Here is a 13,305-nt window from a genome sequence, read left to right on the forward strand (position 1 = left end):
AGGGGGATAATATGAATAACGACTTTAAGGATATAGTCTTTAATAGACGTTCTGTTAGAGTGTTTGACGAAAACTACAAGATACCAAGGGATGAGATGCTTCAAATAATCAAAGAGACAACAGAAGCACCTTCATCAGTAAACTTACAACCTTGGAGATTTGTGGTAGTTGAGTCACAAGAGGGGAAGGACAAACTACGTCCACTTATAGAGTTCAATATAAGTCAAAACGATACATCTTCAGCAATGATAATTATCTTTGGCGATATGAAATGTTACGAAAAGACTGAAGAAATTTATGGACGTGCTGTTGAAAAGGGACTTATGACTGAAGAAGAAAAAAAGAAAATGGTAGACCTTATTATGCCAGCATACACAGGAGCAACAAGGCAAAAGATGAATGACATTGTAAAGATTGACTCAAGTCTCGCAGCAATGCAGATGCAACTTGTGGCAAGGGCCCACGGATATGAAACCTGTTTAATAGGTGGATTTGAAGAAGATGTTATTGCAGAAGAATTTGGCCTAGACAAGGAAAGATATGTTCCAGTTACCATAGTTGCCATTGGAAAGGGCAATGAAGATGCAAGTGATAGCGTAAGACTTGAACCAGAAGAAGTAACTAGATTTGAATAAATTTGCCACCACATGGTGGCTTTTTTATTTGTGTACACCTGAAGGCCTGAAATTGACAACATGTAGACAAATGGGCTAAAATATTCTTGGATTGATATAAATAAATAATTTTTAATAAATGATGAAATAGAAGGAGATATTATGACATTAACATTACCGGAACGTTTTGAAGAGCTTTCTGATGCAAGGAAGGAAGGCTTTGTCAAAGTTATGAAGTTAAAGGAAGAGGGCAAGGGCATTGCAGGGGTTTTCTGTGCATATACACCTACTGAAGTGCTAGATGCAGCGGGACTTGTTTCTGCGGGACTTTGTGGAACTAGCCAAGAGACAATTCCAATTGCTGAACAGACTCTACCTAAAAATCTTTGTCCACTTATAAAGTCATCTTATGGTTTTGCTGTTTCTGAAAAGTGTCCATATACTTATTTTTCCGACATTATTATTGGAGAGACAACTTGCGATGGAAAGAAGAAGATGTATGAACTATTAAGGGACCTAGGCAAGGACGTCTATGTAATGCAGCTTCCTCAAAGCAATAAAAGGTCCTATGCGGCACAAGTTTGGAGAGAAGAGATTAAGCTTTTGATAGAGTACCTTGAAGAGAAATTTGATATTGAAATTACTGATGAAATGCTTCGTGAATCTGCAAAGAAGATGAACAGACTTCGTAAGGCAAAGCATAGAATGTTTGAGCTTCAAAAGATGGATCCACCTCCAATGTATGGAATAGACATGGTAAAGGCAACGGAAGGTGAAGGCTTTAAACTAACTGTTGATGAAAGAATAAAAGTCGTTGAGGACCTATGTGATCATATTGAAAAAAACTACAAGGAAAATGGAACCGACGTGCCTAAGACTCAAAAGAGGATTATGCTTACAGGTTGCCCAATGGGCGGCGTTATGGACAAGGTTGTAAAGACTCTTGAAGACAGTGGTGGAGTGGTTGTAGTATATGACACTTGCGCTGGAACTAGAACTTGTGAAGACCTTGTTGACGAAGATGCTGACGATATATTACTTGCCATAGCAGAGAGATATCTAAAGATCGGTTGTTCTGTAATGGCGGACAACACCGAAAGAACCGACAACATGGAAAGACTTATTGAAGAGTACAAAGTTGATGGCGTTGTGGAAGTTGTTCTTCAAGCATGCCACACATTTAACGTGGAAGCAGTAAAGATAGAAAGAGAAGTTAGACGCGCGGGAGTGCCATACACAAAACTTGAAGTGGACTACTCCGACACCGACAGAGGACAAATCGCAACAAGACTTGAAGCCTTTCTTGAAATGATTGATAAATAGAGAGTGTGCCTTTAATAGGCGCACTTTTTTAGGAGGATAAAATGATTATATATTTTTCTGGAACGGGAAATAGTGAATATATAGCCGAAAGGCTTGGAGAACTTATAGAAGATGAAGTTATAAATCTATTTGATTATATTAAGAACAATGAAAATAGAAATTTTAATTCAGAAAAACCATTTGTACTAGTAGCTCCAACCTATTCGTGGAGAGTACCAAGATTTTTAACAGACCACCTTAAGAAATGTAAATTTAAAGGGAATAAAAATATTTATGTAATAATGAACTTTGGTGACTCCTGTGGCAATGCAAACAAGTACATAAGAGAAGATGTGAAAAGTTTGGGACTAAACTATAAAGGACTATATGGAATAAAAATGCCAGAAAACTATCTTGCACTTTTTGAACTTGACTCCGATGAAAAAAATAGAGAAATTGTAAAAGAAGCGGACATAAAAATTGAAAAGGCGGCAAAGATTATAAGAAAAGGTCTAGATTTTGAAAAGAAGGAAATTAAATTTCAAGACAAGATAATTTCAGGTCTTGTTAACAACCTGTTTTTCAAATTTATCGTAAAAGATAAAAAGTTTTATTACACCGACAAATGCATAGAATGTGGTAAATGCGAAAAAGAATGTGTACTAAATAATATTTCCTATGAAGACGGCAAACCAAAATGGAATGGAAACTGTACCCACTGCATGGCATGCCTTTCAAAATGCCCAACAGCAGCCATTGAGTACGGCAAAAAGACCGTAGGGAAAGAAAGGTATTTGCTTAAAAATATTATTGAAGAAAGAAAGTAGAAATGGAAAAAAATAATAACAATTTGGTTAATGAAAGTATGGAAAACTTATTTCATACTAAATTCTATATTAGAAAATCAATGGACTATCAAAAACTATTGCCACTATTTAAAGATGCGGGACTAGAAGTTGAACTTGACGACCCAAACCCAAAAGGACTTTTAACCTGCTTTGAAGTTGTTGATAAAAAAACTGATGAAATTATCGGCGCATCGTCAATTATAAATAACAATGGCATTTACCAAGTTAAAACCCTGGCCGTAACAAAAGAATATCAAGGTAGGGGAATTGGTCGTTATCTGATGGATGAAATGGTTCATGAACTAAGAAAGCTTGGAGCAAAGAAAGTGATACTTAACGCAAAAGAGCCGGGCTTTTATAAAAGAGTTGGCTTTATAGAGTCTCCCATGGACACAAATGACATTGAATATGATTGTGGAGACTGTGAACATTTTAATAGGTACTGCTTTCCAAAAATTATGGAAAGGGAAATTTAAAACCGGCATCCTGAGACGCCGGTTGTTTAGTTATTATTAATTTTTAGCATTTTTAGCTCTGTTTTCTTCTATAGTATCTTTAACATGTTGGAAGTATTCTTTTTCTTCGTCTTTATTGTAGTACATGCTGTTATTTTCTTCGAAGTATTTCTTTTGTTTTTCCCAGTATTCAGGATCTTCGTCTCCAACTTCTTCAATAACTTCGTCTAATGCTTCTTTATATAAATCAACAGTGATGTGGTCCCTTAAATCAATACTTTTAGCATTTTCATCTAAGAATCCAAGTTCATCAAGATAAGCCCAAGCTCTTACACATGAATTATATAGTGGGTCAGGGTGAATTTCATATCCTGAATCTAGTGTGTAAGCTTCTACAAATTCTAGAGGCACATCTAACTCTTCTGCAAGTAGTTTAGATGCGGCATTAGGATCTTTTTCATAATCTCTCATTCCTCTAAGAAGTGCTTTAAGTAGAGCCTTTGTTGTATTAGGTTTTTCTTTTATAAATCTTTCTGCAGTTTCCATTCTACAGCAGGAGTATTTATCCATAATATCGCCATATTTTGCAATTTCTTTTATAGCTGGGTCTGTTTTAACTTGGTGAGCAATTTCTGTACCTACACAAGCATAATCAACTTCTCCGCTTTTTAAAGCCGCCACAGCATCTGAACCTTTTCCTACTTGAACCCAATCAACATCTTCTTTAGGATCATATCCCATTTCAAGTAATGGACCAGTTATTACATAAGTAATAGGGGATCCAGCAACTTTTTTGCCTACTAAGGAACTCATATCTTTCCATTCAGAATCAGGCCTACCAATTAAGAACATTGCACCTTCAACCATATGACCACCAAATATTTGTAGGTCATCACCTTTTGCAATTCTTTGAAGTGGAGTTGAGGTACCAGCGTTTGAAACTATATCAACTTGGTTTCCTGCAACTGCCGCAAATGATTCATCTGTAGTTTGCATAGGAATTTGTTCAACTTTTAATCCGTACTCTTCTAAGTAGCCATTATGTTCAGCCATTGTCATCATTAGGTTTCCAGAGTGACCTCTTACCCAACGAACAACACCATCTTCACCATTTAATTTATCGGAAAAGTCTTTCTTTCCGCCGTTGTCTTTACTAGATACTTCGGTCTTATTGCCAGTACCCTCATTATTACCTTTTTTGTTATCAGGATTAGCACATGCACTTAAAGTCATGGTTAAAGCTAAACCCAATGCTAAGTATTTAGATTTGTTTTTCATATTTTCACTCCTTATTTTTTGGCTAGAACTTGAACTATTATTGAACATATTTTGTTCTAAAGTTCTAGTTTGAAAATTTATTAAATATCCCTACCCTAATAAACTTAATAAATAAGCACAAGGGATATCTTATTAATATTATAACATAAATTAATAAAAGTAATAAAATATTTCTAGGTGCATTATGTAAAATTAAATAAAAAACCGACATCACAAGATGCCGGTTTAACAAAATTATTATTTCTATTAATCCATAGTCCAATATAAGGCTTTATCCTTAAGTCCTTCAAATATTCTAAGCACAATTACAAGAACTACTACCAAGAATATAAATCCACTCCATACATTATTAAACAAACCAAAGTCTGCATTCTTTCTTACAAAGTAGCCCATACCATATTTAGCACCATACATTTCCGCAAAGACTAATATAGTAAAGGAACCTCTTAAAGAAGATACAAAACCTGAAAGTATAGTTGGTGAAGCCGCAGGTAAAATTACTCTTAATAATCTTTTTAAACCATGAATTTCAAGAGTATCTGCTGTATCCAAGTATGCTTTATCAATGGATGCAATCCCAAATATTACTCCAAAACAAGTTGGCCAAATAACATTGTATATTATCATTATTCTTGAAGCAGCTGCAAGACTTGGAGCAAGCAGTAGTAAGAAAGGTGATAACAATAGTGCAGGTATTACACTAAAGCTATATACTATTGGCATCATAACTTCTCTAGCTTTTCTATTTAATCCCAATGGAACACCTATTAAGAGTGCAATTATAACCGCAATAAATAGGGAAGGGAAAAGCAGTTTAAATGAAGAAAGCATGTTCATAAACATGGTTTTTCCATTATCTGCAAAAGATTTGTGAATTTCTTGGGTTGAAGGGAATAAGAATGGGTCTAGTAATTGTCTATTAGCCATTATTGCATAACCGATTATTAATAGAATTAGAATAAATACGGTTATCCAATATTTTTTGATTAAATTTATTACTTTTGACATTTTACTCTCCTAAAATATAACTATCTTATTTATTTTGAGCGTTTTTAGCTCTGTTTTCTTCTATAGTGTCTTTCATATGTTGGAAATATTCTTTTTCTTCGTCTTTGTTGTAGTACATGCTGTTATTTTCTTCGAAGTATTTCTTTTGTTTTTCCCAATATTCAGGATCTTCGTCTCCTACTTCTTCAATAACTTCATCTAGTGCTTCTTTATACAAATCAACAGTAATATGATCTCTTAAATCAATGTTTTTAGCATTTTCATCTAAGAATCCAAGTTCATCAAGATAAGCCCAAGCTCTTACGCATGAATTATATAGTGGGTCAGGGTGAATTTCATATCCTGAGTCTAATGTATAAGCTTCTACAAATTCTAGAGGCACATCTAATTCATCTGCAAGTAGTTGAGATGCAGCATTAGGGTCTTTTTCATAATCTCTCATACCCCTAAGAAGTGCTTTAATTAAAGCCTTTGTTGTATTAGGTTTATCATTAATAAATCTTGAAGCTGTTTCCATTCTACAGCAAGAGTATTTATCCATTATATCGCCATGTTTTGCTAATTCTTTTAATGATTTATCAGTTTTAATTTGGTGAGCCATAGATGTACCAACTGATGCAATATCAACTGATCCGTTTTTTAAAGCGGTTATTGCATCGGCAGCTTTACCTATCTGAACCCATTCAACATCTTTAATAGGATCATAACCCATTTCAAGTAATGGACCACTAAGTACATAATCAACAGGATTTCCAGCTACTTTTTTTCCTACTAATGAACTTAAATCTTTATATTCAGTTTCAGGTCTTCCAACTAGGAAAACTGCTCCTTCAACCATATGGCCACCAAATATTTGTAAATCGTCACCTTTAGCGATTCTTTGAAGTGGAGTTGAGGTACCTGCATTTGAAACTATATCAACTTGGTTTCCAGCAACTGCAGCAAAAGATTCATCTGTAGTTTGCATAGGAATTTGTTCAACCTTTAAGCCATATTCTTCTAAGTAGCCATTATGTTCAGCCATTGTCATCATTAGGTTTCCTGAGTATCCTCTGACCCAACGAACAACGCCATCTTCGCCATTTAACTTATCGGAAAAGTCTTTCTTTCCGCCGTTATCCTTACTAGATACTTCAGTCTTATTACCAGTACCTTCGTTGTTGTTTTTTTGATTATCAGGATTAGCACATGCACTTAAAGTCATGGTTAAAGCTAAACCCAATGCTAAGTATTTAGATTTGTTTTTCATTATCTTCGTTCCTTTCATTTTGTTCCGCCATACTTTGAACGTCTTCATTTATTTGATGTATAAGCTCGTTTCTAAGCTCAATTGTTTTAAGATTGTCGTCCCTTCCTCTAACTAGTCTTTGTTCGTCGGAAACTTTAGTTTCGAAAACTATGTCATTACTACCTTGCCCAATTACAAAAATTCTTTCTGCAAGAAGAAGAGATTCATCAACATCATGTGTTACGAAGAACACTGTTTTTTTGGGATTTGCATCTCTCCATAGCTCAAGTAACATATCTTGAAGATTAGATCTAGTAACCGCATCTAGAGCTCCAAAAGGTTCATCCATAAGTAAAATAGGGGAGTCTATTGCAAAGGCTCTAGCAATAGCACATCTTTGTCTCATACCACCAGAAAGTTCCTTTGGAAGCATATTGTATACTTCAGGCTTTAGTCCAACCTTTTCAATCCATGTTTTTGCCTTTTCTTCCTTTTCTTGCTTGCTCATTTTTGGATATCTTTGTTCAATAGCAAGCTCTATATTCTTCCCTGTACTCATCCAAGGGTAAAGACCATAATCTTGGAATACTACACCTTTTTCAAGACCAGGTCCTCTATGTGGGATTCCCCCAAAAAAGATTTCTCCATTTGTTGGTTTTTCAAGTCCTGCAATAAGTCTTAAAAGAGTAGATTTACCACAGCCTGATTGACCAAGTAAGCAACAGAACTGTCCGCTAGGAACTTCCATATTAGCATTTGTAAATATTCTTTTTTCGCTGCCTTTATAGCAGAAGCCCACATTTTTAACAGAAACACTGTTTACAAAAGTATCCATATTAAATTTCTTTTCACTCAACACTATCACCTTCCTTTCTTTTATTGAAACAGTTATTATGTAAGTCTTATCAACATAACTCATAAAACATAATGAAAAAAGTAAACCGACTTAAACGCCGCTGCTTTAAAGATTAAAGCAATACTAACCAGTGTCAAAAAAATATCATAAAAAAATTAAAATTTAGACACCTGCAGTATGAGGAGTCTTTAGTAGACTATATAAAATTTTTATTCACTAAAATCATTTGCTATATAAGCTAAATCAATAAAATAAATAAATCTTACATAGGGATTATAGCATAAAGGGAATCGAAATTCAAAAGTTTAAAATAAATAAAAAAATATTTAAAGAACAAATCAAATCATTATAAAGCTTACGATAGATTTCTATAGATTATTTAAGGTTAGAACTTATTTCATATGAAAAAGAAGAAGATGAATAAGAATGTGATTAAATTAGTGGTTAGTAAAAAAATAGTGCAATACACAAGAGAGCAAGATTAACATGATATAGCACTTTATAAATTGATTGTAAAAGAGTGCACAGCTCCTTTTGAATAATTAAAATCATAAATCCTTTTCAGAGATAGGCTAAATTAGCAAAAAACAGTTAGGTTTGAATGAGTTAATACTAATCAACGCCCTTAAATTCTGTTTGGTATCAATCAAGCTTATAGCCCATGAAAAAACCACCCGTTTGGCGGGTGGTAATGATTTAAAACTATTTTTATCAAATTTTATTAAAATATACAAATAATTAACATAAGATAAATAGCAAATATCTCTAGAGTTAAATGTATAAGACTCCATATAAGAATTTTATTAGGCTAGTTATAATATTATTTTAAATTCTTAGTAACATCTGTGAAGAACCATTTTTCACTTATCTCTTTAATAGTTCCATCATCAAGCATTTCCTTAATGGCTTTATTTACATCATCGAGTTTCTTTTTTGAATCAGGATCATCCTTTCTGAAAAAAGCTCCAATTTCAGTAGATTCAAATGCAGGAGGAATAATGTTGATTTTTACTCCTGCTTTTTCAGAGTCAAATGATAAAGTTATATGAGAGTCAAGCCAAGCATCAACTCTTTTTAGCGATAAATCTTGTACACCACTAGTTCCATCACCAAAAACCACTACCTCAAAGCCATATTGACTAGAAACTTCATTTGCAATTGCTTGTCCCCATGAACCTTCTGCGACGGCAACTTTTTTTCCTTTTAAATCATCTGCAGACTTTATTTCATTGTTTTCTTCTAAAACTGCACAACTAACTTCTTCTTGACCATATGAAGTAGTTGCATCATATTTGCTTAGTCTTTCTTTAGACTTTCCAAAATAGTTACTTGCACAGTCAACTTTTCCAGAGTCTACTGCTCCAAAAATACTACTAAATCCCATTGTTTCCATTTTAATTTCATATCCGGTTCTTTTTCCTATTTCATTCCATAAGTCAACTTCAAAACCTTTGTGTTCTCCATTATCAACAAATGAATAAGGTTCAGCAGTATTTGAACAAGCTACCACTATTGTTTTTTTATTCGAATTTTCAGCCGCACCAGCATTAGTAGGGGCAGTGTTTTGACTTTTGCAGCTTGTAAATACTATACTGGATAATACTACTAGCGCTGCTGCTAAAATATATTTACGCATTTTGTTCCTCCTTAGAAAGTTTAGTTATTAAGTATCTAATAAATTCGTATATTCTATTTGTAGAAGCTATATCTAGTTTTTCATCAGGCGAATGAAGATTGTATATATTAGGGCCAAAAGATATTGGATCTAATCCTGGATATTTATCGGCAAATATACCTGTTTCAATGCCAGCGTGTATTATAGTAACTTTCATATCTTTTCCTGTAAACTCTTTATAGGCTTCAAGGGTTATATCTCTTAATTTTGAATTTTCATCAAAAGCCCATCCCTTAGAAGGTTTAGTTTTTTCTATATTTGCATTAGTATCTAAAGCTATTTTTTCAACTTTGTCTGCTAATTCATTATTTACATCTAGATTTATGCTTCTTATTGAGATGTAAAAAACAATTTTATTGTCAATAATATTTATTGTTGCAAGATTAAGAGAAGTATCTACTACATCTGAAAATGGATCATCTAAAAATGCATAAGGCCCATGTGGTATTGAGTTAATAGCGCTGATAACATTTTTAGAAATTTCTTTATCTATAGCGTTAACTTTAAGTTCTCCATAATCTTCAAAGTCGACAGCCATATTTGTTTCTTTTTCTTTAAACTTATGAATTAAATCATTTAAAATTTCAAAATTTATTTTTTTGTCTGAAGAAAACTTTATATATAGATCTCTTGGGATGGCATTGTGTTTATTTCCGGCATCTATATCAATAATATTGATATTATTTTCTTCCATGATTTTTGCCATTAGCTCTCCGCCACACTTAATTGAGCTTAATATGTCTTGATGGATATCCATTCCTGAGTGTCCACCTCTTAAATTAGAAAGTGCAATAGAATATACATTACCTTCGACATCTAGCCAATTTAAATCATAAAACAACTTTATTGTCATGCCTCCAGCACATCCGCAAATTAAACGACCTTCTCTTTCTGCATCAAAATTTAATAGGTATTTTCCTGTTATTTGGCCTGGCTCATATTTTTTTGCCCCTAAAAGACCTACTTCTTCCATTGATGTTGCAACAAATTCTAATTTTGGAGTTTTTAAAGTTTTATCTTCTAATATTGCTAAAGCATAAGCTATAGCTACTCCATTATCAGCCCCTAGAGAAGTATCTTTTGCTTTTAAAAAATTCTCATCATAAATTAATTCTAAAGGATCTTTGGCAAAGTCATGACTAGATTCAATGGTTTTTTCACAAACCATATCAGTGTGGCCTTGTAAAATAATGCCCGGTCTATTTTCATAGCCCTTATCAGCTTCCTTTACAATAGTTACATTAAGATGTTCGTCTTTAAATGCTTTTAGATTATGATCTTTGGCAAATTCTAAGAGATAATCAGCTATAGCTCCTTCATTATAAGATTCTCTTGGGATTTTTGATATTTCTTCAAAATAATAAAAAACTCTGTTTTTTTCCAAATTTAAACACCTTCCTTAAATTATTAATACTTAGAATTTAATCTAAACTCTAGTTTTCTTTGAAGAATAGTTAATAGATTAATAATGCACCAATATATAAGCATTACACTAGCGTACCCTTCAAAAAATCTAAAGGTCTTTGCAGACTCAATCTTCCCCATGCCCATGATATCTGGAACTCCAACAACAAAGGAAATAGAAGAGCCTTTTATAAGATCTATAAAATTATTAAACAATGAAGGGAAAGCAATTCTAAAGGCCTGTGGAGCAAGAACTCTTCTCATTGTTTGCCAATTAGACATACCTAAAGATTCAGCGGCCTCAATTTGCCCTTTATCGATGGCTTTCAAAGCTCCTCTTATATTTTCAGACATGTAAGATCCCATATTAAGGCTTAGTACTATGGCTGTTGCAGTAAAAGCTGATAAGTTTCTAACTGTTTCGCTAAAATAAGCTATTCCAAAATAAAAGAAAAAAAGTTGAGGAATTACAGGAGTTCCTCTAAATATAGATACATAAACTCTACTTAAACTTTTAAAGAATTTTACATTGTAAAATTCCGAAATAGCTGAAAAAACACCAATAATAAGCGATAATACTAACGATATTAAAGCCAAAGATAAAGTTATATTAATTGCTGACAATATCTTAACAAAAACACTAAGAAAATAATTAACGTCAAAAAAAGCTTGATTCATTACACTATCCTTTCCAACATTATTTGATTAATCTTATGAGTATAGATTAGCACCACTAATCTTCAATGTCAATAAATTAACCAAATTAACAATTAAACTAAGAATTATTTATTATTTTGTGATAAAATGTAATTATTGAAATGTATATTTATAAAAAGGGGAGCTATTATGAGCGAAAACAAACCTATAATTAAGATAGAAAACTTAAAAAAAAGCTTTGGACAAAATATTAAAGTATTAAATGGAATAGATCTTGAAATTTTTAAAGGAGAAATCGTAGCTGTAATTGGACCTTCTGGAACTGGTAAATCAACAATGTTAAGATGTATAAATTATTTAGAGATACCAGACGAAGGGATAATAACATTAAATGGATCTTCAATAGATGCCTCTAATTATAATAAAAAAGATATTACAGAAATAAGAAAGCATACAGCGATGGTGTTTCAACATTATAATTTATTTAAGAACATGACTGTACTAGAAAATGTAATGGAAGCACTTAGATTAGTGCACAAAATTAATAAGGAAGAGGCTGAGAAGATAGCGTTAGATTCCTTAGAGATGGTAGGAATGCTTGAAAAAAAAGATCAGTATCCATCTAGGTTATCAGGAGGACAACAACAAAGAGTCGGAATTGCGAGAGCTATATCTGTTAAGCCGGATATCTTACTTTTAGATGAACCAACATCTTCACTAGACCCTGAGCTAGTAGCAGGAGTTTTAAGTACAATAAAAAAACTGGCAACTACTGGAGTAACTATGATTATAGTTACACATGAAATAAATTTCGCAAAGGAAACGGCTACGAGAGTTTTATTCATGGAAAATGGAAAAATTGCAGAAGATGGTAGCCCTGAAGAGGTTTTAAATAATCCTAGCAGCAGTAGACTTAGAGATTTTTTAAGTATTAATAAGTAAAAATCAAAAATTCTAATAGTCACACAAATTAATGAATTAAATTTTATTATTCTAATGTAATAAAAAAGATATCTCATCATAAAATATTAATTATAAAACCACAACACTTTGCCGCAAAAATATAAAAATATTGTTGATTTTTATAATTTATCATGCTACCATATAGATGTACTCTTTAATATTTTTTAAAAGTGTGGTTATTATGATTAAAAGAAAAGAAAAGCTTGTTGAAAAGCCAGATGATATTATTTTAAATGTAAATGAATTGATTTTTAAAGCTGTTCAAAGGGGCTGCTCTGATATTCATATTGAACCATTTGCTGAAAGTGTAAGGGTTAGATTTCGTATTGACGGAAGGCTATACACTGAAGATGCTATTTCTAGGCTAGAGTATGAGAGGTATGTTAGTAGAATAAAGGTAATGTCTAAGCTTAACATTGCGGAGAAGAGGCTTCCACAGGACGGTTCTTTTAATTTTGATTATGAGAATGTGAATGTGGATATTCGTGTTTCTACAATTTCAACTATCTATGGGGAAAAGGTTGTACTAAGAATTCTTGAAAAAGACGAGAACAAAATAAGTTTGAAAAACCTTGGACTTAATGAAGAGGATATGTATAAGCTTTTAAACCTGGCAAAGGTTGATAATGGTCTTATCTATTTAACTGGGCCAACTGGTTGTGGCAAGACTACAACTTTGTATTCTCTTTTAAGGGAATTAAATAACGACAGGGTAAATATTATCACTGTTGAAGATCCAGTTGAATTTAAGATTTCTGGTATTAACCAAATTCAGATAAATGAAAAGGCGGGCATTAATTTTTCAAATGCTCTTCGTGCAATTTTACGTCAAGACCCAGAGATAATTTTAGTTGGTGAAACCAGAGACAAGGAGACTGCACAAATTTCCGTTAGGTCTTCCATTACCGGGCACAAAGTTTTTTCAACTTTACATACTAATGACGCCTACTCTGCCATTGTAAGGCTACTTGACATGGGTGTTGAGGATTATTTGATTAGGGAAGTCTAAGAGGTGTT

At 33.0% G+C, this 13,305-nt stretch carries 13 protein-coding genes; 6 read left to right on the plus strand and 7 right to left on the minus strand.

From position 1 onward, the window contains the following. The first annotated feature begins 11 nt into the window (after nt 1–11). From L6651_RS06710 to L6651_RS06725, 4 genes are all read left to right on the plus strand, one after another. The gene (locus L6651_RS06710; protein WP_237037195.1) at nt 12–635 is read left to right on the plus strand and encodes a nitroreductase family protein; all 624 of its coding nucleotides are present in this window, start codon (nt 12–14) and stop codon (nt 633–635) included. Between the two features lie 141 nt (nt 636–776). Continuing rightward, the gene (locus L6651_RS06715; protein WP_237037196.1) at nt 777–1,937 is read left to right on the plus strand and encodes a double-cubane-cluster-containing anaerobic reductase; all 1,161 of its coding nucleotides are present in this window, start codon (nt 777–779) and stop codon (nt 1,935–1,937) included. Nucleotides 1,938–1,978: 41 nt separating this feature from the next. After that, nucleotides 1,979–2,743, plus strand: a complete 765-nt coding sequence (locus L6651_RS06720) for an EFR1 family ferrodoxin (protein ID WP_237037197.1) — start codon at nt 1,979–1,981, stop codon at nt 2,741–2,743. 2 nt (nt 2,744–2,745) lie between these two features. Beyond that, nucleotides 2,746–3,240, plus strand: coding sequence for a GNAT family N-acetyltransferase (locus L6651_RS06725; protein WP_237037198.1), 495 nt, complete (start codon nt 2,746–2,748; stop codon nt 3,238–3,240). Nucleotides 3,241–3,276: 36 nt separating this feature from the next. Here L6651_RS06725 and L6651_RS06730 read toward each other — a convergent pair whose 3' ends face one another. From L6651_RS06730 to L6651_RS06760, 7 genes are all read right to left on the minus strand, one after another. Then, nucleotides 3,277–4,497, minus strand: coding sequence for an ABC transporter substrate-binding protein (locus L6651_RS06730; RefSeq protein ID WP_237037199.1), 1,221 nt, complete (start codon nt 4,495–4,497; stop codon nt 3,277–3,279). Between the two features lie 246 nt (nt 4,498–4,743). Then, nucleotides 4,744–5,505 (minus strand): ABC transporter permease, encoded by a 762-nt coding sequence (locus L6651_RS06735; RefSeq protein ID WP_237037200.1) that lies wholly within the window; start codon nt 5,503–5,505, stop codon nt 4,744–4,746. A 25-nt stretch (nt 5,506–5,530) separates the two neighbouring features. After that, a complete protein-coding gene (locus tag L6651_RS06740) occupies nt 5,531–6,772 on the minus strand; it encodes an ABC transporter substrate-binding protein (protein ID WP_237037201.1) in 1,242 nt (413 codons plus the stop codon). Next, on the minus strand, nt 6,738–7,589 hold the full coding sequence (locus L6651_RS06745; RefSeq protein ID WP_237037202.1) for an ABC transporter ATP-binding protein: 852 nt from the start codon (nt 7,587–7,589) through the stop codon (nt 6,738–6,740). Before L6651_RS06745 ends, L6651_RS06740 begins: the two co-directional genes overlap by 35 nt. 820 nt (nt 7,590–8,409) lie before the next feature. Next, nucleotides 8,410–9,225, minus strand: a complete 816-nt coding sequence (locus L6651_RS06750; RefSeq protein ID WP_237037203.1) for a transporter substrate-binding domain-containing protein — start codon at nt 9,223–9,225, stop codon at nt 8,410–8,412. Next, nucleotides 9,218–10,648, minus strand: coding sequence for a beta-Ala-His dipeptidase (gene pepD, locus L6651_RS06755; RefSeq protein ID WP_237037204.1), 1,431 nt, complete (start codon nt 10,646–10,648; stop codon nt 9,218–9,220). Before pepD ends, L6651_RS06750 begins: the two co-directional genes overlap by 8 nt. A gap of 23 nt (nt 10,649–10,671) precedes the next feature. Continuing rightward, nucleotides 10,672–11,346: an amino acid ABC transporter permease gene (locus L6651_RS06760; protein ID WP_237037205.1), complete on the minus strand. Its 675-nt coding sequence runs from the start codon at nt 11,344–11,346 to the stop codon at nt 10,672–10,674. 168 nt (nt 11,347–11,514) lie between these two features. On the opposite strand from L6651_RS06760, the gene L6651_RS06765 reads away from it, so the two are divergent. Continuing rightward, nucleotides 11,515–12,267, plus strand: coding sequence for an amino acid ABC transporter ATP-binding protein (locus tag L6651_RS06765; RefSeq protein ID WP_331473709.1), 753 nt, complete (start codon nt 11,515–11,517; stop codon nt 12,265–12,267). Nucleotides 12,268–12,469: 202 nt separating this feature from the next. After that, the gene (locus L6651_RS06770) at nt 12,470–13,297 is read left to right on the plus strand and encodes a GspE/PulE family protein (RefSeq protein ID WP_237037206.1); all 828 of its coding nucleotides are present in this window, start codon (nt 12,470–12,472) and stop codon (nt 13,295–13,297) included. The last annotated feature ends 8 nt before the right edge of the window (nt 13,298–13,305 follow it).

This window comes from Mediannikoviicoccus vaginalis, assembly GCF_928097925.1.
GTDB lineage: Bacteria > Bacillota > Clostridia > Tissierellales > Peptoniphilaceae > Mediannikoviicoccus > Mediannikoviicoccus vaginalis.

Excerpts from the sequence above, each read along its gene's own strand:
- L6651_RS06710 (WP_237037195.1), top strand. The coding sequence starts at position 12 with ATGAATAACGACTTTAAGGATATAGTCTTTAATAGACGTTCTGTTAGA.
- L6651_RS06760 (WP_237037205.1), bottom strand. The coding sequence starts at position 11,346 with ATGAATCAAGCTTTTTTTGACGTTAATTATTTTCTTAGTGTTTTTGTT.
- L6651_RS06740 (WP_237037201.1), bottom strand. The coding sequence starts at position 6,772 with ATGAAAGGAACGAAGATAATGAAAAACAAATCTAAATACTTAGCATTG.
- L6651_RS06730 (WP_237037199.1), bottom strand. The coding sequence starts at position 4,497 with ATGAAAAACAAATCTAAATACTTAGCATTGGGTTTAGCTTTAACCATG.
- L6651_RS06725 (WP_237037198.1), top strand. The coding sequence starts at position 2,746 with ATGGAAAAAAATAATAACAATTTGGTTAATGAAAGTATGGAAAACTTA.
- L6651_RS06720 (WP_237037197.1), top strand. The coding sequence starts at position 1,979 with ATGATTATATATTTTTCTGGAACGGGAAATAGTGAATATATAGCCGAA.
- L6651_RS06735 (WP_237037200.1), bottom strand. The coding sequence starts at position 5,505 with ATGTCAAAAGTAATAAATTTAATCAAAAAATATTGGATAACCGTATTT.
- L6651_RS06765 (WP_331473709.1), top strand. The coding sequence starts at position 11,515 with ATGAGCGAAAACAAACCTATAATTAAGATAGAAAACTTAAAAAAAAGC.
- L6651_RS06770 (WP_237037206.1), top strand. The coding sequence starts at position 12,470 with ATGATTAAAAGAAAAGAAAAGCTTGTTGAAAAGCCAGATGATATTATT.
- L6651_RS06750 (WP_237037203.1), bottom strand. The coding sequence starts at position 9,225 with ATGCGTAAATATATTTTAGCAGCAGCGCTAGTAGTATTATCCAGTATA.
- L6651_RS06715 (WP_237037196.1), top strand. The coding sequence starts at position 777 with ATGACATTAACATTACCGGAACGTTTTGAAGAGCTTTCTGATGCAAGG.